At 62.2% G+C, this 19,275-nt stretch carries 15 protein-coding genes; 12 read left to right on the forward strand and 3 right to left on the reverse strand.

Annotated elements, in window-relative coordinates; all coding sequences use genetic code 11:
• Window positions 1-16 precede the first annotated feature (16 nt).
• The 7 genes from apaG (at window position 17) to AC05QJ_RS29500 (ending at window position 8,070) form a co-directional block, all read left to right on the forward strand.
• A complete protein-coding gene (gene apaG / locus AC05QJ_RS29470; RefSeq protein WP_476744685.1) occupies window positions 17-397 on the forward strand; it encodes a Co2+/Mg2+ efflux protein ApaG in 381 nt (126 codons plus the stop codon).
• Window positions 397-1,245 (forward strand): symmetrical bis(5'-nucleosyl)-tetraphosphatase, encoded by an 849-nt coding sequence (locus AC05QJ_RS29475; protein ID WP_476744686.1) that lies wholly within the window; start codon window positions 397-399, stop codon window positions 1,243-1,245. The genes apaG and AC05QJ_RS29475 overlap by 1 nt, the downstream gene beginning before the upstream one ends.
• A 33-nt stretch (window positions 1,246-1,278) precedes the next feature.
• Window positions 1,279-1,608 (forward strand): thiosulfate sulfurtransferase GlpE, encoded by a 330-nt coding sequence (gene glpE / locus AC05QJ_RS29480; RefSeq protein WP_476744687.1) that lies wholly within the window; start codon window positions 1,279-1,281, stop codon window positions 1,606-1,608.
• Window positions 1,609-1,890: 282 nt separating this feature from the next.
• The gene (locus tag AC05QJ_RS29485) at window positions 1,891-3,813 is read left to right on the forward strand and encodes a PrkA family serine protein kinase (protein WP_316920362.1); all 1,923 of its coding nucleotides are present in this window, start codon (window positions 1,891-1,893) and stop codon (window positions 3,811-3,813) included.
• 136 nt (window positions 3,814-3,949) lie between these two features.
• Window positions 3,950-5,221, forward strand: a complete 1,272-nt coding sequence (locus tag AC05QJ_RS29490) for a YeaH/YhbH family protein (protein ID WP_476744688.1) — start codon at window positions 3,950-3,952, stop codon at window positions 5,219-5,221.
• Window positions 5,218-6,780: a SpoVR family protein gene (locus AC05QJ_RS29495; protein ID WP_476744689.1), complete on the forward strand. Its 1,563-nt coding sequence runs from the start codon at window positions 5,218-5,220 to the stop codon at window positions 6,778-6,780. Before AC05QJ_RS29490 ends, AC05QJ_RS29495 begins: the two co-directional genes overlap by 4 nt.
• Window positions 6,781-6,840: 60 nt before the next feature.
• The gene (locus tag AC05QJ_RS29500) at window positions 6,841-8,070 is read left to right on the forward strand and encodes a multifunctional CCA addition/repair protein (RefSeq protein WP_476744690.1); all 1,230 of its coding nucleotides are present in this window, start codon (window positions 6,841-6,843) and stop codon (window positions 8,068-8,070) included.
• 105 nt (window positions 8,071-8,175) lie between these two features.
• On the opposite strand, the gene folK is transcribed toward AC05QJ_RS29500, so the two are convergent.
• Window positions 8,176-8,691: a 2-amino-4-hydroxy-6-hydroxymethyldihydropteridine diphosphokinase gene (folK, locus tag AC05QJ_RS29505; protein WP_476744691.1), complete on the reverse strand. Its 516-nt coding sequence runs from the start codon at window positions 8,689-8,691 to the stop codon at window positions 8,176-8,178.
• Window positions 8,682-9,035: a dihydroneopterin aldolase gene (gene folB / locus AC05QJ_RS29510; protein ID WP_476744692.1), complete on the reverse strand. Its 354-nt coding sequence runs from the start codon at window positions 9,033-9,035 to the stop codon at window positions 8,682-8,684. The genes folK and folB overlap by 10 nt, the downstream gene beginning before the upstream one ends.
• A gap of 75 nt (window positions 9,036-9,110) precedes the next feature.
• Here folB and plsY point away from each other — a divergent pair, with 75 nt between their 5' ends.
• Window positions 9,111-9,680 carry a glycerol-3-phosphate 1-O-acyltransferase PlsY gene (plsY, locus tag AC05QJ_RS29515; RefSeq protein ID WP_476744693.1) on the forward strand — a complete coding sequence of 190 codons (570 nt, stop codon included), beginning with the start codon at window positions 9,111-9,113 and terminating at the stop codon, window positions 9,678-9,680.
• A gap of 26 nt (window positions 9,681-9,706) precedes the next feature.
• Here the strand turns inward: plsY and tsaD are convergent, their stop codons facing one another.
• Window positions 9,707-10,732, reverse strand: coding sequence for a tRNA (adenosine(37)-N6)-threonylcarbamoyltransferase complex transferase subunit TsaD (gene tsaD, locus AC05QJ_RS29520; RefSeq protein WP_476744694.1), 1,026 nt, complete (start codon window positions 10,730-10,732; stop codon window positions 9,707-9,709).
• A 201-nt stretch (window positions 10,733-10,933) separates the two neighbouring features.
• Here tsaD and rpsU point away from each other — a divergent pair, with 201 nt between their 5' ends.
• The 4 genes from rpsU (at window position 10,934) to AC05QJ_RS29540 (ending at window position 19,263) form a co-directional block, all read left to right on the forward strand.
• Entirely contained in the window at window positions 10,934-11,149 is a 216-nt protein-coding gene (rpsU, locus tag AC05QJ_RS29525; protein ID WP_002551877.1) for a 30S ribosomal protein S21, read from the forward strand.
• A 328-nt stretch (window positions 11,150-11,477) separates the two neighbouring features.
• Entirely contained in the window at window positions 11,478-13,463 is a 1,986-nt protein-coding gene (gene dnaG, locus AC05QJ_RS29530) for a DNA primase (RefSeq protein ID WP_476744695.1), read from the forward strand.
• A 67-nt stretch (window positions 13,464-13,530) separates the two neighbouring features.
• Entirely contained in the window at window positions 13,531-15,381 is a 1,851-nt protein-coding gene (gene rpoD / locus AC05QJ_RS29535) for an RNA polymerase sigma factor RpoD (RefSeq protein WP_476744696.1), read from the forward strand.
• Between the two features lie 138 nt (window positions 15,382-15,519).
• Window positions 15,520-19,263, forward strand: a complete 3,744-nt coding sequence (locus tag AC05QJ_RS29540; RefSeq protein ID WP_476744697.1) for a bifunctional diguanylate cyclase/phosphodiesterase — start codon at window positions 15,520-15,522, stop codon at window positions 19,261-19,263.
• Window positions 19,264-19,275 lie beyond the last annotated feature (12 nt).

Genomic DNA, 19,275 nt, shown 5'->3' on the forward strand with positions numbered 1-19,275 from the left:
CTTGAAGGCTCCCTGCATGTCCGAACCGCGCTACCAGATCGACGTCAGCGTCGAGACCCGCTTTCTCCCCGAACAGTCCGACACCGGTAACGAGCGGTACGCGTTCGCCTATACCATCACGGTGACCAACAACGGAACCCGTACCGCCAAGCTGATATCCCGCCACTGGATCATTACCCATGGCAACGGGAAGGAAGAAGAGATCCGTGGCGAGGGCGTGGTTGGGCAACAGCCACTGCTGGCACCTGGCCAGAGCTACACCTACAGCAGCGGTGCGGTGATCTCCTGCAAGGTCGGCACCATGCAGGGCAGCTATCAGATGTTCGCCGAAGACGGTGTCCGCTTCGACGCTGTCATCGCCCCTTTCCGCCTGGCTGTCCCCGGAGCCCTGCACTGATGGCGACATACGCCGTCGGCGACCTGCAGGGCTGCCTCGAACCGCTCAAGTGCCTGCTGGAACGGGTCCACTTCAACCCGGCCACTGACCGGCTCTGGCTGGTGGGCGACCTGGTCAACCGTGGCCCCCAGTCCCTGGAAACCCTTCGCTTCCTGTATGGCATGCGCGACTCGCTGGTGTGCGTTTTGGGCAACCACGACCTGCACCTGCTGGCGGCCTGGCACAACGTCGAGCGACTGAAGAAAAGCGACACCCTGCGGGAAATCCTCGACGCTCCCGACGCTCCCGACCTGATGGACTGGCTGCGCCGGCAGAAGCTGCTGCATTTCGACGAGCCCCGTGGCACCGTACTGGTCCACGCCGGCATCCCTCCACAGTGGACCCTGGGCAAAGCGCTGGCCCTGGCGGCCGAGGTCGAGGAGGTGCTGCGCGACGACACCCGCCTCAAGCCCTATCTGGACGGCATGTACGGCAACGAACCGGCCAAGTGGAACAAGGACCTGACCGGCGTCACCCGCCTGCGGGTCATCACCAACTACTTCACCCGCATGCGCTTCTGCACCGCCGAGGGCAAGCTCGACCTCAAGGGCAAGGAAGGTGCCGACACCGCCCTGCCCGGCTACAAGCCCTGGTTCGCACACAAGGACCGCCGTTCACGTCATGTGAAGATCATCTTCGGCCACTGGGCGGCCCTGGAAGGTCGCTGCAACGCGCCCGGCGTGTTCGCCCTGGACACCGGCTGCGTGTGGGGCGGCGCCATGACGCTGATGAACGTTGACAGCGGCGAGCTGCACCGTTGCGACTGCAAGGCCGACGGCAGCCCCGCGCAAGCGCCCACAAACAGCTAGAATGGCCCGTCACTGCTGAAGGAAATTTCCCATATGAGCGAATTCAAACGCATCTCTCCGGATCAGGCTCAGGCACTGCGCGAGCAAGGTGCCGTCGTGGTCGACATTCGCGACCCGCAAACCTACGCCGCTGGCCACATCGCCGGCTCCCGCCACCTGGACAACCATTCGGTCGCCGACTTCATCCGCGGTGCCGACCTCGACGCCCCGACCGTGGTGGTCTGCTACCACGGCAATTCCAGCCAGAGCGCCGCAGCCTACCTGACCGGCCAGGGCTTCTCGGACGTCTATAGCCTGGACGGCGGCTTCGAGCTGTGGCGCGGTACTTACCCCGCCGAAATCGCCCAGGGAACCGCCGAATAATTTTTTTCCCTCCCCGCAGCCCGCGTCCCGCGTGGGCTCGCGCCTGACCAGACGAACGGTCATGGCGAACTAATCGGTCATCCGCCCTTGACCTCCCCGAGAACGAACTATCCTTAAGCCCAGGCCATCCAAAAAAGGGGAGAGCCGGTACACCGGCGTGCGGGTCATCGGTAGCGTTTTCAGGGTGTTCTGGGGGGTATACAGCAATCGTTCATCGCGATTGCATGCCAGCATCAGCTGACTGATCCGGCGTCGGCTCCACGTATCGAGCGAGGTGACGTCATGAGTATTTTTAGCCACTTCCAACAACGCTTCGAGTCCACCCGCCAGGAAGAGCTCTCGTTACAGGAGTACCTGGAGCTCTGCAAGAACGACCGCAGTGCCTACGCCTCGGCGGCCGAGCGCCTGCTCATGGCCATCGGCGAGCCGGAACTGGTCGACACCTCCAACAACTCGAGGTTGTCGCGGATCTTCTCCAACAAGGTGATCCGGCGCTATCCGGCCTTCGCGGACTTCCATGGCATGGAAGAATGCATCGACCAGATCGTCTCCTACTTCCGCCACGCGGCTCAGGGCCTGGAAGAGAAGAAACAGATACTGTATCTGCTCGGCCCGGTGGGTGGCGGTAAATCGTCCCTGGCGGAAAAACTCAAGCAACTGATGGAGAAGGTGCCCTTCTACGCCATCAAGGGCTCGCCGGTGTTCGAGTCGCCGCTCGGGCTGTTCAATGCCGCCGAGGATGGCGCCATCCTCGAAGAGGATTTCGGCATTCCACGCCGCTACCTCAATACCATCATGTCGCCCTGGGCGACCAAACGCCTGGCCGAGTTCGGTGGCGACATCAGCCAGTTCAAGGTGGTCAAGCTGTACCCGTCGATCCTCAATCAGATCGCGGTGGCCAAGACCGAACCGGGCGATGAAAACAACCAGGACATCTCCGCCCTCGTGGGCAAGGTGGATATCCGCAAGCTCGAGGAATTCCCGCAGAACGACGCAGACGCCTACAGCTACTCGGGCGCACTGTGCCGGGCCAACCAGGGCCTGATGGAATTCGTCGAGATGTTCAAGGCTCCGATCAAGGTCCTGCACCCGCTGCTGACCGCGACCCAGGAAGGCAACTACAACAGTACCGAAGGCCTGGGCGCGATTCCCTACTCCGGCATCCTGCTGGCCCACTCCAACGAATCGGAATGGCACAGCTTCCGCAACAACAAGAACAACGAAGCGTTCATCGACCGGATCTACATCGTCAAAGTGCCGTACTGCCTGCGCGTCAGCGACGAGATCAAGATCTACGACAAGCTTCTGTTCAACAGCTCGCTGGCCAAGGCCCACTGCGCGCCCGACACCCTCAAGATGCTGGCCCAGTTCACCGTGCTGTCGCGGCTGAAAGAGCCGGAAAACTCGAACATCTACTCGAAAATGCGGGTGTATGACGGTGAAAACCTGAAAGACACCGATCCCAAGGCCAAGTCGATCCAGGAATACCGCGACGCCGCCGGCGTGGACGAGGGCATGAACGGCCTGTCGACCCGCTTCGCCTTCAAGATCCTGTCCAAGGTGTTCAACTTCGATCCGCACGAAGTGGCCGCCAACCCGGTGCACCTGCTGTACGTGCTGGAACAACAGATCGAGCAGGAACAGTTCCCGGCCGAAGTCCGTGAACGCTACCTGCGCTACCTGAAGGAATACCTGGCACCGCGCTACATCGAGTTCATCGGCAAGGAAATCCAGACCGCCTACCTGGAGTCCTACAGCGAATACGGCCAGAACATCTTCGACCGCTACGTGCTGTATGCGGACTTCTGGATTCAGGACCAGGAATACCGCGATCCGGAAACCGGCGAGATCCTCAACCGCATCGCCCTCAACGAGGAACTGGAGAAAATCGAGAAACCGGCCGGCATCAGCAATCCGAAGGACTTCCGCAACGAGATCGTCAACTTCGTGTTGCGTGCCCGTGCCAACAACAACGGCAAGAATCCGACCTGGCTCAGTTACGAGAAACTGCGGGTGGTCATCGAGAAGAAAATGTTCTCCAACACCGAAGACCTGCTGCCAGTCATCAGCTTCAACGCCAAAGCCAGCAAAGAGGACCAACAGAAACACAACGACTTCGTTACGCGGATGGTGGAGCGTGGCTACACGGACAAACAGGTCCGCCTGCTCTCCGAATGGTACCTGCGGGTCAGGAAATCTCAGTAAAAGCGACAAGCCATAAGCCACAAGTCACAAGCCGTCGGCGGTGTGCTCCGGCACGCCGCACGACCGGCGACACTGGCGAACGCTTTTACTTGCAGCTCGTAGCTTGAAGCTTGCAGCTGTATTACCGGAGGGGCCCATGAGCTACGTAATCGACCGACGCCTGAACGGCAAGAACAAGAGCACGGTCAACCGCCAGCGCTTCCTGCGGCGCTACCGTGACCACATCAAGAAAGCCGTCGAGGAAGCCGTAAGCCGCCGTTCCATCACCGATATGGAACATGGCGAGCAGATCAGCATCCCCGGACGCGATATCGACGAGCCGGTGCTGCACCACGGTCGTGGCGGCAAGCAGACCGTTGTTCACCCAGGCAACAAGGAATTCACCGCCGGCGAGCACATCCCGCGCCCACAGGGTGGCGGAGGCGGCGGCGGCCGCGGCAAGGCCGGCAACTCCGGCGAAGGCATGGACGAGTTCGTCTTCCAGATCACCCAGGAAGAATTCCTCGAATTCATGTTCGAAGACCTCGAACTGCCCAACCTGGTCAAGCGTCACCTGACCGGCACCGACACCTTCAAGACCGTACGCGCCGGGATCAGCAACGAAGGCAACCCGTCGCGGATCAACATCATCCGCACCCTGCGTTCGGCCCATGCCCGCCGCATCGCTCTTTCCGGCAGCAGTCGCGCGCTACTGCGCGAGGCGCGAGAGGAACTGGCCCGGCTGAAACGGGAAGAGCCAGACAACTTCGGCGATATCCAGGCAATCGAGCAGGAAATCGAACGCCTGAGCGCGCGCATCAACCGCATTCCTTTCCTCGACACCTTCGACCTCAAGTACAACCTGCTGGTGAAGCATCCCAACCCCAGCTCCAAGGCGGTGATGTTCTGCCTGATGGACGTTTCCGGCTCCATGACCCAGGCCACCAAGGACATCGCCAAACGCTTCTTCATCCTGCTGTACCTGTTCCTGAAGCGAAACTACGACCGCATCGAAGTGGTGTTCATTCGCCACCACACCAGCGCCCGCGAAGTGGACGAAGAGGAGTTTTTCTATTCCCGCGAGACTGGCGGCACCATCGTCTCCAGCGCTCTGAAACTGATGCAGGAAATCATGGCCGAACGCTATCCGGCCAACGAATGGAACATCTACGCCGCCCAGGCCTCGGATGGCGACAACTGGAACGACGACTCGCCCATCTGCCGCGAGATTCTCAGCAAGCAGATCATGCCGTTCGTGCAGTACTACACTTACGTTGAGATCACCCCCCGCGAACACCAGGCCCTGTGGTACGAATACGAGCGTATCGGCGAAGCCTTCGCCGACACATTCGCGCAACAACAGTTGGTGTCGGCCGGCGATATCTATCCGGTCTTCCGTGAACTCTTCCAGCGCAGGTTAGTGACATGACCGCCAGAGAGCAGAAACGCCATCCCATTTCCACCGGATCCGAGTGGACGTTCGAGCTCATTCAGGCCTATGACCGCGAAATCAGCCGTCTGGCCGAGCGCTACGCCCTGGATACCTACCCCAACCAGATCGAAGTGATCACTGCCGAGCAGATGATGGATGCCTATGCCTCGGTGGGGATGCCGCTGGGTTATCACCACTGGTCCTACGGCAAGCACTTCCTCAGCACTGAAAAGTCCTACAGCCGCGGCCAGATGGGCCTGGCCTACGAGATCGTCATCAACTCCGACCCCTGCATCGCCTACCTGATGGAGGAGAACACCATCTGCATGCAGGCGCTGGTGGTGGCCCACGCCTGCTATGGCCACAACAGTTTCTTCAAGGGCAACTACCTGTTCCGCACCTGGACCGACGCCAGCTCGATCATCGACTATCTGGTGTTCGCCAAGCAGTACATCACCCAGTGCGAGGAACGCCACGGCATCGACGCGGTTGAAGACCTGCTCGACTCCTGCCATGCCCTGATGAACTACGGCGTCGACCGCTACAAACGCCCTTACCCGATATCCGCCGAGGAGGAGCGGCGCCGGCAGAAAGACCGCGAAGAGCATATGCAGCGGCAGATCAACGACCTGTGGCGGACCATCCCGAAAAGCGCCGACAAGGCCAGCGAGAAAGACACCGCGCGCTTCCCGGCCGAACCCCAGGAAAACATCCTCTACTTCATCGAGAAGCACGCCCCGCTGCTGGAGCCGTGGCAACGCGAGATCGTGCGGATCGTGCGCAAGATCGCCCAGTACTTCTATCCGCAGCGCCAGACCCAGGTGATGAACGAAGGCTGGGCCACGTTCTGGCACTACACCCTGATGAACGACCTGTACGACGAAGGCCTGGTCACTGACGGCTTCATGCTGGAATTCCTGCAGTCCCACACCAGCGTGGTGTTCCAGCCCGGCTTCGACAGCCCCTACTACAACGGCATCAACCCCTACGCCCTCGGGTTCGCCATGTACACCGACATCCGCCGCATGTGCGAGCACCCGACCGAAGAAGACCGTCGCTGGTTCCCGGAAATTGCCGGTAGCGACTGGCTGTCCGCCATCAAGTTCGCCATGAGCAGCTTCAAGGACGAGAGCTTCATCCTGCAGTACCTCTCGCCCAAGGTCATGCGCGACCTCAAGCTGTTCAGCATCCTTGATGACGATCAGCGCGATGACCTGCTGGTCCCGGCCATCCACGACGAAAGCGGCTACCGGACCATCCGCGAAACCCTCGCGGCGCAGTACAACCTCGGCAACCGCGAGCCCAACGTGCAGATCTGGAGCATCGACCGCCGCGGCGACCGCTCCCTCACCCTTCGCCACCAGCAGCACGACCGCAAACCCCTGGGTGAGTCCACCGAGGAAGTGCTCAAGCACCTGCACCGCCTGTGGGGCTTCGACATCCACCTGGAAACCCTGCAGGGCGACCAGATCATGAAAACCCACCACGTCCCGCCACGGGGTGAACACGGCGATGGCGACCACGGCCGCCTCGATCTCGCGGTCGTTCACCTGTAATCCAACCCGCCTCCGTGATGTCACACAGGTTATCCTGTGGGGCATCTACGGAGGTTTTTCATGCAGATCTACAAAGTCGGCGGCGCCGTGCGCGACCGCCTGCTCGGCAGGCCGGTCACCGACAATGACTGGGTGGTGGTCGGTGCCACGGTCGAACAGATGCAGGCCGAGGGCTTTCGTCCAGTGGGCAGTGATTTCCCGGTGTTCCTGCACCCGAAGACCGGCGAGGAATACGCCCTGGCCCGCACCGAGCGTAAAAGCGGTGTTGGCTACGGCGGTTTCACCTTCCACGCCAGCCCCGACGTGACCCTCGAACAGGACCTGATCCGCCGCGATCTCACCATCAACGCCATGGCCGAGGACAGCGAAGGCAACCTGACCGATCCCTACCACGGCAAGAATGACCTCGACGCCCGCCTGCTGCGCCATGTTTCCCCGGCGTTCGCCGAAGATCCCTTGCGCGTGCTGAGAGTTGCCCGCTTTGCCGCGCGCTTTGCCGGCCTGGGTTTTCAGGTTGCCCCCGACACCCTGGCGCTGATGCGCCAACTGAGCGAGTCCGGTGAGCTGAAAGCGCTCACCGCCGAACGCAGCTGGAAAGAGATTTCCAGAGCGCTGATGGAAGACGCCCCACAGGTGTTCATCCAAGTGCTCCGGGACTGTGGTGCCCTCGAGCAACTGATGCCGGAAGTCGATGCCCTCTTCGGCGTCCCGCAGCCCCCCGCCCATCATCCGGAAATCGACACCGGCGCCCACACCCTCTCCGTACTGGAACAGGCCGCACGGCACCAGCAGCCACTCACGGTACGCTGGGCCTGTCTGCTGCACGACCTGGGCAAAGGCACCACGCCGGAATCGCAGTGGCCAAGGCATATAGCCCACGAGCACCGCGGCCTGAAACTGATCGAAGCGGTCAACCAGCGTTTCAAGGCGCCTCGGGACTGTCAGGAACTGGCGTTGCTGGTCGGCGAGTTCCACACCCACGGTCACCGGGCACTGGAGCTGAAACCGTCCACGCTGCTGGAACTGCTGCAGCGGTTCGACGTGTATCGGCGCCCCCAGCGTTTCGAGGAGTTCGTCATGGCCTGCGAGATGGATGCGCGAGGCCGGCTTGGACTGGAGGATCGTGCTTATCCACAGGCCGGGTACCTGCGCGGAGCCGCCGAAGCAGCCAGGAACGTGGCGGTGCAACCACTGGTGGAACAGGGCTACGCCGGACAGGCACTGGGTGAAGCACTGAAGAAAGCTCGCCTGAATGCGCTCAAGGACTACAAGGAAAGTGCTGCCAGTTGAAGCCTGCAGGAACGGGCAAGTGCCGTTCCTGTCCTCGAATGACAAGCCTTATCATCCGCATCAGAAACCCCCGAATACCCTGTCGCAGCAAAGCGCACGCGACGATCAGAGCCCTTGAGGCGTCAACTGCCGGTCATGCCAGAGAAAGGGAACCGGCGCCAGCACCTGATCGATCCGTGCGTCCTTCCACAACTGCGCCATGCTCTTGCCCACGCCCGGGTGTATCAACTCAGGCGCGATCAGCGACAACGGCCAGAGCACGAAGGCGTTCTTGAGGATTTCCGCACGGGGCAGGATCAGCCCGTCGAAGTTGCCATGCAGGTCGCCGTACATCAGCACGTCGATATCCAGCGGCAAGCCCTTGCGATCCGGGGCATAGCGACCGTTGTCCGCCTCGATGAACTTGAGCCGGCGATCCAGCTCGATCAACGGCAGATCGGTCAGGCCGGTCACGACCAGATTGAAGAACGGGCCGCTCTTGATGCCGACGGCCTGGCTTTCGAACACGGCCGAGCATTGCATCTGCTGAAGAAAGCCAGCCAGAGCGTCGAGCCCGGCGTTCAGGTGCCGCTCGCGCTCGACATTGCTGCCGAGCCCAAGATAAACCGGTATCAGAGGCATCCGCGCTCGATCTCCACACCAACGCCCGAGGCCGCAGGTACGGCGCCGGGCTTGGTCAGCTTGAGGTGCAGCCAGGGAATGCCGAATTCGTCCATCAGAACCGCCGCCAGACGCTCGGCGAAGGTCTCGACCAACTGGAACTGCGCCTGCTCGGCGAACGCCTGGATTCGCGACGAAACACTGGCATAGTCCAGGGCGAGGGTCAGGTCGTCATCCGCCGCCGCCAGGCGGTTGTCCCAGGCGAATCGCAGGTCCAGCCGCAGGCACTGGCGGATGCCGCGCTCCCAGTCATAGGCACCGATCACGGTATCGACTTCCAGCCCCTCGATGAACACTCTGTCCAAGCACTTCTCTCCACAGCACGACAAGGGCGCCTTGCGCCGTTAGAATCGGGACGTCCTCGCCCCGGAATAGTTAGCATGTTTTGGTTTCTGGCGTTGTTCGCCTACCTGCTCGGCTCGCTGTCCTTCGCCATCGTCCTCAGCCGCCTGAACGGCAGCCCCGATCCGCGCATGAGCGGCTCAGGCAATGCCGGTGCCACCAATATGTTGCGCCTGGCAGGGCGCAAGCTGGCGATCCTGACCCTGCTGGGCGACCTGTGCAAGGGGTTGTTGCCGGTCTTGCTGGCCCATGCTGCTGGTCTGGACCAGCAGCAGCAAGCCTGGATCGGGCTCTGGGCGGTCATTGGCCACCTGTTCCCGCTCTACTTCCGCTTCAGGGGCGGCAAGGGCGTCGCCACCGCCGCGGGCATGCTGCTCGGCCTCTATCTGCCGGCCGCCCTGCTGGCCATCGGCAGTTGGCTGCTGACCTTCTACCTCACTCGCACCAGCTCGCTGGCCGCGCTGATCGCAACGCCCCTGACCCTGCCACTGCTGGCCTGGCGCGAGCCGGAAGCCCTGCTGCCGATGAGCCTGCTGACGCTACTGATCGTCTGGCGGCATCGTGGCAATCTGCGCGACCTGTTCGCCGGCCGTGAACGACACTTCTGAACCCTGAACCCGAGCAGCGCTCAGTTTCAGATCGCCTGCAACTGCTCCATCGGCCAGCGTGCCTGCACGCTGATCGCCAGGCTTTCGTGCTGGCCGGCCTTCAGGCGCTGGCAACCGGCATAGGCGATCATCGCGCCGTTGTCGGTACAGAACTGCGGGCGCGCGTAGTAGACATTGCCCTTGAGACCGGCGGTCATTTCTTCGAGCGACGCGCGCAGTGCCTTGTTGGCGCTCACGCCACCGGCGATCACCAGGCGCTTGAGCCCCGTCTGCTTGAGCGCCCGTCGGCACTTGATGGTGAGAGTCTCCACCACGGCCTGCTGGAAGGCCAGCGAGATGTCGCAACGAGTCTGCTCGCCGTCGTCCCCAGCACTTTTGCACTGCTGCCAGGTGTTGAGGGCGAAGGTTTTCAGGCCACTGAAGCTGAAGTCCAGGCCCGGGCGATCGGTCATCGGCCGCGGGAAAGTGAAGCGGCCCGGTACGCCCTGGGTCGCCAGACGGGCGATTTCAGGGCCGCCGGGGTACTTCAGGCCGATCAGCTTGGCGGTCTTGTCGAACGCCTCGCCCGCCGCATCGTCCAGCGACTCGCCGAGCAGTTCGTAGCGACCGATACCGTCGACCCGCACCAGTTGCGTATGGCCACCGGACACCAACAAGGCGACGAACGGAAACTCCGGAGGCTGCTCTTCAAGCATCGGCGCCAGCAGGTGACCTTCCATATGGTGTACACCCAGGGCCGGGATGCCCCAGGCGAAGGCCAGGGCCTGAGCGCAGGACGCTCCGACCAGCAGCGCGCCCACCAGGCCGGGACCGGCGGTGTAGGCGATGGCGTCGATTTCGCTGGCAGCACAGCCAGCCTCGTCCAGCACCTGGCGGATCAGCGGCAGCATGCGCTTGACGTGATCGCGGGAGGCCAGTTCAGGCACTACGCCGCCGTAGACGCGGTGCAGGTCGATCTGGCTGAATAGCGCGTCGGCCAACAGGCCACGCTCGCTGTCGTAGAGCGCGACGCCGGTTTCATCGCAGGATGTTTCCAATCCCAGTACTAGCATGGGTGTTTGCCTTGTCGAGGCTGAATTCGAAGGCGCGCATGATAGTCCCCGCTCCCGATGCCGACCAGCGGTTTTCGATCAGAGGCTTTGCATTCCGGCTGGCTAAGGGTTAACATCCGCAACCCTTAAAAACCGACGTACTCCAGCGCACATTTCTGCCACGAGTTCGTTGACCCCGGTAATGAATGAAGGTAGCTCTGGATGCCAGCCGTCAAAGTTAAAGAGAACGAACCCTTCGACGTAGCTCTGCGTCGTTTCAAGCGCTCCTGCGAAAAAGCCGGTGTACTGGCTGAAGTTCGTAGCCGCGAATTTTACGAGAAGCCAACTTCCGAGCGTAAGCGCAAGGCAGCTGCTGCTGTTAAGCGTCACGCCAAGAAAGTTCAGCGCGAACAGCGCCGCGCCGTTCGTCTGTACTAATACAGACGTCTGTCGCAAGCTTCTGCCTAGCCCGGCCTCGAGCCGGGCTGTTGGCACCTGAAGCTGCTGTTTTCTCCGGTCAGCGACTTTCGTCGCGACGCCAGAGAGGCCCAGGCTGTTTTACAGTGCGGGCAACCTGCCTAAATCGTCAGAACTGGCCCACAACGCCAGCCGTGCACGTCACCCTGACGAGCCCTTACCGGCTGCAGACGAGCACACTCTTCCAATTCCGTTTTTTGCGTCATGCCATTCGACACCCCGTTCGAATGCACCGCCGTTCCCGCAGCATTAGCGATAGACTTTGTTATCGCCTGATGACGAGAGAGCCATGGCCGGGCTGATTCCCCAAAGCTTCATTGACGACCTTCTCAACCGCACCGACATCGTCGATGTGGTGAGCTCCCGCGTCCAGCTGAAAAAGGCCGGCAAGAACCTCACTGCCTGCTGCCCCTTCCACAAGGAAAAGACGCCCTCCTTCAGCGTCAGCCCCGACAAGCAGTTCTATTACTGCTTCGGCTGCGGCGCCGGCGGCAATGCCCTCGGCTTCATCATGGACCACGACAACCTGGACTTTCCCCAGGCCGTCGAGGAACTGGCCAAAGCCGCAGGCATGGAGGTCCCTCGGGAGGAAAGCGGTCGCGGGCACAAGCCGCGCCAGCCCACCGACTCGCCGCTCTATCCGCTGCTTACGGCCGCCGCCGAGTTCTACCGCCAGGCCCTGAAAAGCCATCCGACCCGCAAGGCTGCGGTGGATTACCTCAAGGGGCGCGGCCTGTCCGGGGAGATCGCCCGCGACTTCGGTCTCGGCTTCGCCCCGCCCGGCTGGGACAACCTGTTCAAGCACCTGGGCAGCGACACCCTGCAGCAGAAGGCCATGATCGACGCCGGACTGCTCATCGAGAACGCCGAGAGCGGCAAGCGCTACGACCGCTTCCGCGACCGGGTGATGTTCCCGATCCGCGACAGCCGCGGCCGGGTGATCGCCTTTGGCGGGCGCGTGCTGGGCGACGACAAGCCCAAGTACCTCAACTCTCCGGAAACGCCTGTGTTCCACAAGGGCCAGGAACTGTACGGGCTGTACGAGGCGCGCAAGTTCAACCGCAACCTCGACGAAATCATCGTCGTCGAAGGCTACATGGACGTCATCGCCCTGGCCCAGCAGGGCCTGCGCAACGCGGTGGCGACCCTGGGCACGGCGACCAGCGAAGAGCACCTCAAGCGTCTGTTCCGGGTCGTGCCCAGCGTGCTGTTCTGCTTCGACGGCGACCAGGCCGGCCGCAACGCGGCCTGGCGCGCACTGGAAGCCACCCTGTCGAGCCTGCAGGATGGCCGCAAGGCGCGCTTCCTGTTCCTGCCCGAAGGCGAAGACCCGGACAGCCTGGTCCGTGCCGAAGGCACCGATGCCTTCCGCGCCCGGATCAACCAGCACGCCCAGCCACTGGCCGATTATTTCTTCCAGCAACTGACCGAAGAAGCAGACCCGCGCTCGCTGGAAGGCAAGGCCCATATGGCCACCCTCGCCGCGCCGCTGATCGACAAGGTACCCGGGGCCAACCTGCGCGCCCTGATGCGCAACCGCCTGAAGGAAATCACCGGGCTCGACAACCAGCAGGTCGAACAACTGGCCCAGAGCGCGCCGCGAGAGTCCTCGCCGCCCGCCTACGATCCTGGCATCGACTACGACGGCATTCCCGACTACACCCCGGACTACAGCGACTTTCACCAGCCGGAACATTTCCAGCCGCAGCAGCAATGGACGCCCAACCCCGGCGGGCAGCAGCAGAAAAAGAAGTGGGAAGACAAACCCTGGGACAAGAAAGGCAAGTCGTGGGATCGCAACGGCAAGCGCCAGGAATTCCATCCACCGCGGGTACCGACCTCGGTCGAGCCGCCGACCATCACGGCCTTGCGTACGTTGTTGCATCACCCGCAACTGGCCAGGAAAGTCGAGGAAACCAGCCACTTCGCCGCTGAAGAGCATCTTTACGCGCAACTGCTGGTGGCGCTGCTCGAAGCCCTGCAGAAGAATCCTGAGCTACGCTCATTACAGTTGATCGCCCGCTGGCATGGTACCGAGCAAGGTCGTCTACTGCGGGCGCTGGCGGAAAAGGAATGGCTGATTGACGCCGACAACCTTGAACAACAGTTTTTCGACACTATAACTAGCTTGTCCGCTCGCCAACGCGAGCGCAGCCTGGAACATCTGCTGCGAAAAGCACGTCAAAGCGAATTGAGCGCAGAGGAAAAAAACCAGTTGCGTGACCTTCTCAATCGCAATGTTCCCGCACAAACCCCGACCTCAACTGGCGCGTGAGGTCCATGCTCGGGTATAATCCTCGGCTTGTTTTTTGCCCGCCAAGACCTTCAGTGGATAGGGTGTTATGTCCGGAAAAGCGCAACAGCAGTCTCGCATCAAAGAGTTGATCACCCGCGGTCGTGAGCAGGGCTACCTGACTTACGCGGAGGTCAACGACCACCTGCCAGAGGATATTTCAGATCCGGAACAGGTGGAAGACATCATCCGCATGATCAACGACATGGGGATCAACGTATTCGAGAGTGCTCCGGATGCGGATGCCCTTTTGTTGGCCGAAGCCGACACCGACGAAGCCGCGGCCGAAGAAGCCGCGGCTGCGCTGGCGGCCGTGGAAACCGACATCGGTCGCACCACCGACCCGGTGCGCATGTACATGCGCGAAATGGGTACCGTCGAGCTCCTGACCCGCGAAGGCGAGATCGAAATCGCCAAGCGGATCGAGGAAGGCATCCGTGAAGTGATGAGCGCCATCGCCCACTTCCCCGGTACCGTCGAATACATCCTCGGAGAATACGACCGCGTCACCGTCGAAGGCGGTCGCCTGTCCGACGTCCTGAGCGGCTACATCGATCCGGACGACAGCATCGCGGCGCCGACCGAAATGCCGCCGCCCGTCGATACCAAGTCTGCCGCCGCCGTCGAGAGCGACGACGAAGACGAGGAAAAGGACGAAAACGCCGAGGAAGAGGAAGAGGCCGAAAGCGGTCCCGATCCGGAAGTCGCTCGCCAGCGTTTCGGCGCCGTCGCCGAACAACTGGAAGCCACGTCCAAGATCCTCAAGAAGCATGGTCGCGACAGCAAGCAAGGCGTAGCCGAGCTGCTGGCCCTGGCCGAGCTGTTCATGCCGATCAAGCTGGTTCCCAAGCAGTTCGAAGTCCTGGTCGAGCGCGTTCGCGGCGCCCTGGATCGCCTGCGCGCCCAGGAACGCGCCATCATGCAACTGTGCGTCCGTGACGCCCGCATGCCTCGCGCCGACTTCCTGCGTCTGTTCCCGAGCAACGAAGTCGACCTGACCTGGAGCGGCGACCTCGCCAAGCGCAGCACCAAGTGGGCCGAAGCCCTGGGTCGCCTTGACGCAGACATCGTGCGCTGCCAGCAGAAACTGGTAGACCTCGAGACCGAAACCGGCCTGACCATCGCCGAGATCAAGGACATCAACCGTCGCATGTCGATCGGTGAAGCCAAGGCTCGTCGTGCCAAGAAAGAAATGGTCGAGGCCAACCTGCGTCTGGTGATCTCGATCGCCAAGAAGTACACCAACCGCGGCCTGCAATTCCTCGACCTGATCCAAGAAGGCAACATCGGCCTGATGAAGGCGGTGGACAAGTTCGAATACCGTCGCGGCTACAAGTTCTCGACCTATGCCACCTGGTGGATCCGTCAGGCGATCACTCGCTCGATCGCCGACCAGGCCCGCACCATCCGTATCCCGGTGCACATGATCGAGACGATCAACAAGCTCAACCGTATTTCCCGGCAGATGCTGCAGGAAATGGGTCGCGAACCGACGCCGGAAGAGCTGGGCGAACGCATGGAGATGCCTGAGGACAAGATCCGCAAGGTTCTGAAGATCGCCAAAGAGCCGATCTCTATGGAAACGCCGATCGGCGACGACGAAGATTCGCATCTGGGTGACTTCATCGAAGACTCGACCATGCAGTCGCCAATCGATGTCGCTACCGTCGAAAGCCTCAAGGAAGCTACCCGTGACGTGCTCTCGGGCCTGACCGCACGCGAAGCCAAGGTGCTGCGCATGCGTTTCGGTATCGACATGAACACCGATCACACCCTCGAAGAAGTCGGCAAGCAGTTCGACGTGACCCGCGAGCGGATCCGTCAGATCGAAGCCAAGGCGCTGCGCAAGCTGCGTCACCCGACGCGAAGCGAGCATCTGCGCTCGTTCCTCGACGAGTAAGACAGGCAATCAAGACGAACCCCGGCACATGCCGGGGTTTTTCTTTTCCAGTCCCGGCAAAACCTGCTGTCGAACGCGGCCCTGTAGGCAAAATGCCCGTCTACACTCGAATCTATCCATCAGATCGACGAGGCCGATATGCCGAGAATGCCGGCCCTCCTGCTGTCGCTCCTGTTGCCCTGGAGTGCTACGGCCGGCGCCTTGACCCTGACCGATGAGGAACAGGCATGGCTCAGCGCGCATCACACTCTGCGCCTGGGCGTTGATGCTTCGTGGTTGCCGTTCGAATACCGTGACCAGGAAGGCCGTTACCAGGGACTGGCCGCCGATTACATCCATGCCATTCAGGAGCGCCTGGGAATCGAGTTCGTCCTGGGCGAGCCCCTGGCGTGGTCGCAAGTGCTGGAACAGGCCCGCCAGCATCAACTCGACCTGCTGCCCGGCGTGATGTCCACGCCGGAGCGCCAGGCCTATCTGTCGTTCACCCGCCCCTATCTCGATTTCCCCATCGTCATCCTGTCCCACGAGGGCGGAGCGCAGCCCAGAGGGATCAAGGACCTGTACGGCCTGAAGATCGCCGTGGTCGCCGATTACGCCCCCCACGAACTGCTGCGCAGCCACCACCCCGACCTCAACCTCGTCGCCATGCCCAACGTCAGTTCGGCGCTGCAGGCACTGGCCACCGACGAGGTGGACGCCGTGGTCGGTGATCTCGCCTCCAGCGTCTGGAGCCTGCGTGAGCTGAAACTGGAGGGTCTCTACGTCAGCGGCGAAACGCCATACCGCTACCAGTTGGCCATGGGCGTGCCACAGGACGAGAAGATCCTGGTGGGCATCCTCGACAAAGCCATCGCCGACATCGCGCCGGAAGAAGTCAGCGCCATCCAGCAGCGCTGGGTCGGCAATGTGATGGACCACCGCGACTTCTGGCAGGACCTGCTGATCTACGGCCTGCCAGGCCTGTTGTTCATGGCGGCGATCCTGGGCGCAGTCATCCGCGTCAATCGCCGGCTCAGTTCGGAGATTTCCCGGCGTATCGCGCTTGAGCAGGAATTGCGCAGCAGCGAATACCACTACCGCGGCCTGGTAGAAAGCCTGTCGGCCATCGCCTGGGAAGCCGATGCCAACGATTTCACCTACAACTATGTTTCGCCCCATGCCGAAGACCTGCTGGGCTATCCCCTGAGCCAGTGGCTGATTCCCGGTTTCTGGCGCACCATCCTGCACCCCGAGGACGCGCTCTGGGCCCAGGCCTACTGCGACGCCGAAACCGCCGCCGGCCGCGATCACAGCCTGGACTACCGAGTGATTCGCGCCGATGGCCGGACCATCTGGATCCGCGACATCGTCAGCCTGATCGAGCACGGCCACAGGCCGGTGATGCGCGGCATCATGATCGACATCAGCGAAGCCAAGCACACCGAACAGGCACTGCGTCTGTCGGAACAGAAGTTCGCCTCGGTGTTCCATCAATGCCCGGACATCCTGGTCATCGCCCGCCTCAGCGACGGTTGCCTGATGGAAGTGAACGAGACCTTCGAGGAACAGATCGGCCTCAGCCCGTCCGAGGTGATCGGCCGCACCGCCACCGAACTGAACATCTGGGGAATCGACGGCATCGGCCCCGGTCTGCTGGAGCGCCTGCAACGGGGCAGCGTGCGCAACCTGGAAATGACCTTCCGCCGCAGCAACGGCCAGTTGTTCACAGGACTGATTTCGGCGGAGTCTTTCGACCTGGAGAGCACGCCTGCGCTGGTCGTGGCGGTGCGCGACATCAGCCAGCTCAAGGAAACCCAGCAGCAACTGCAGATTTCCGAAGAAAAATTCGCCAAGGCCTTCCACGCCTCGCCCGACGGCATGCTGCTGTCGCGTCAGAGCGATGGCTTGCTGCTGGAGGTCAACGAGGGTTTCTGCCGCCTGACCGGCTTCGACATGCACTCGTCCCTGGACCATACCGCCATCGACCTGGGCATCTGGGTCGATCTCAACGAACGCCGGCAAATGGTGGAGCTGCTGCAACGGGACGGTTTCGTTCGCGACTTCACCTGCAACCTGCGCCGCGCCGATGGCCAGATCCGCCTCTGCGAACTGTCGTCCCGACCGCTGCCCATTGGCGGCATCGACTGCATGCTGACCATCGCCCGCGACATCACCGACCGCCACCAGATGCAGGAAAAACTGCAATTGGCGGCGACCGTCTTCGAGAACACGGCCGAAGGCGTACTGATCACCGATACCGAACAACGCATCAGCGCGGTCAACCGTGCCTTTACTGAAATCACCGGTTACGGCGAAGCCGAAGTACTTGGCCAGACACCGCGCCTGCTCGCCTCCGGCCAGCACGACAGCGCCTTCTACGCCGCCATGTGGCATCAGTTGAGCGCCGAAGGCCACTGGCAGGGCGAGATCCTCAACCGGCGCAAGAACGGCGAACTCTATCCCGGCTGGCTGACCATCAGCGCCGTGCGCAATCCGGAACTGGGCACCACACACTTCGTCGCGGTGTTCGCCGACATCTCCAGCCTCAAGCACGCCCAGGCCAAGCTCGACTACCAGGCCCATCATGACCCGCTGACCGGCCTGCCCAACCGCACCCTGTTCGAAAACCGCCTGCAGGCCGCGCTGCATTGCCCGCAGGCATCCAGCCGCCAGGGCGCCGTGCTGTTCCTCGACCTGGACCGCTTCAAGCACATCAACGACAGCCTCGGCCATCCGGTCGGCGACCTGCTGCTCAAGGCCATCGCCCATCGCCTCAAGGAACAGGTGCGAGACATCGACACCGTGGCCCGACTGGGAGGCGACGAATTCATCATTCTCCTGCCGGGTCTGCACCAGGCCAGCGATGCCGAGCACATCGCGCACAAAGTGCTGGCCTGCTTCAGCGCGCCGTTCCAGGCCGGCGATCACGAGTTCTTCTCCAGCGCCAGCATCGGCATCAGCCTTTATCCACAGGACGGTACCGATGTCGCCTCGCTGATCCGCAATGCCGACGCCGCGATGTACCGCTCCAAAGCCAAGGGCCGCAACCGCGTCGAAGCCTACACCCGTGACCTCACCGCCCAGGCCAGCGAGCGCATCGCCCTTGAACAGGAACTGCGCCGGGCAATCGAACGCGATGAACTGAGCCTGTATTTCCAGCCCAAGCTGAGCCTCAAGACCCACACCCTGGTCGGCGCCGAAGCCCTGATCCGCTGGAGCCACCCGACCTTCGGCGACGTACCGCCCGAGCGCTTCATCCCGCTCGCGGAAGAGAACGGCATGATCCTTCCCCTCGGCGACTGGGTGCTGGAGCGCGCCTGCAAGCAAATGCAGGAATGGAAACGTCATTACCAGGCTTTCGGACCACTGTCGGTCAACCTTGCCGGCGCCCAACTGCGCCAGCCGGGGCTGGTACGGCGCATCGAACAGTTGCTCAAGACCTACCAGCTCAAGGCGGGCGACCTGCAACTGGAGATCACCGAGAACTTCATCATGAGCCAGGCCGAAGAAGGCCTGGCCATCCTGCACCAGCTCAAGCGCCTGGGCGTGCAACTGGCCATCGACGACTTTGGCACCGGCTACTCGTCCCTGAGCTACCTCAAGCGTTTGCCGCTGGACATCCTCAAGATCGACCAATCCTTCATCCGCGGCCTGCCCGACGATCCCCACGACGCCGCCATCGCCCGTGCCATCATCGCCCTGGGCCGCAGCATGCAACTGACCATCATCGCCGAGGGCGTGGAGACCCCGGCCCAGCAACAATTCCTCGCCGCCGAAGGCTGCGAACAGATCCAGGGCTACATCGTCAGCCTGCCGCTGCCACCAAAATCCTTCGCCGAGTCGTTTTTACGCATAGTACTTTCGGATCTTTCGGATGGCACCGCATGGAATCCCTCGATATAATCCGCGACCACT

It is taken from the genome of Pseudomonas sp. TUM25319, assembly GCF_056388475.1.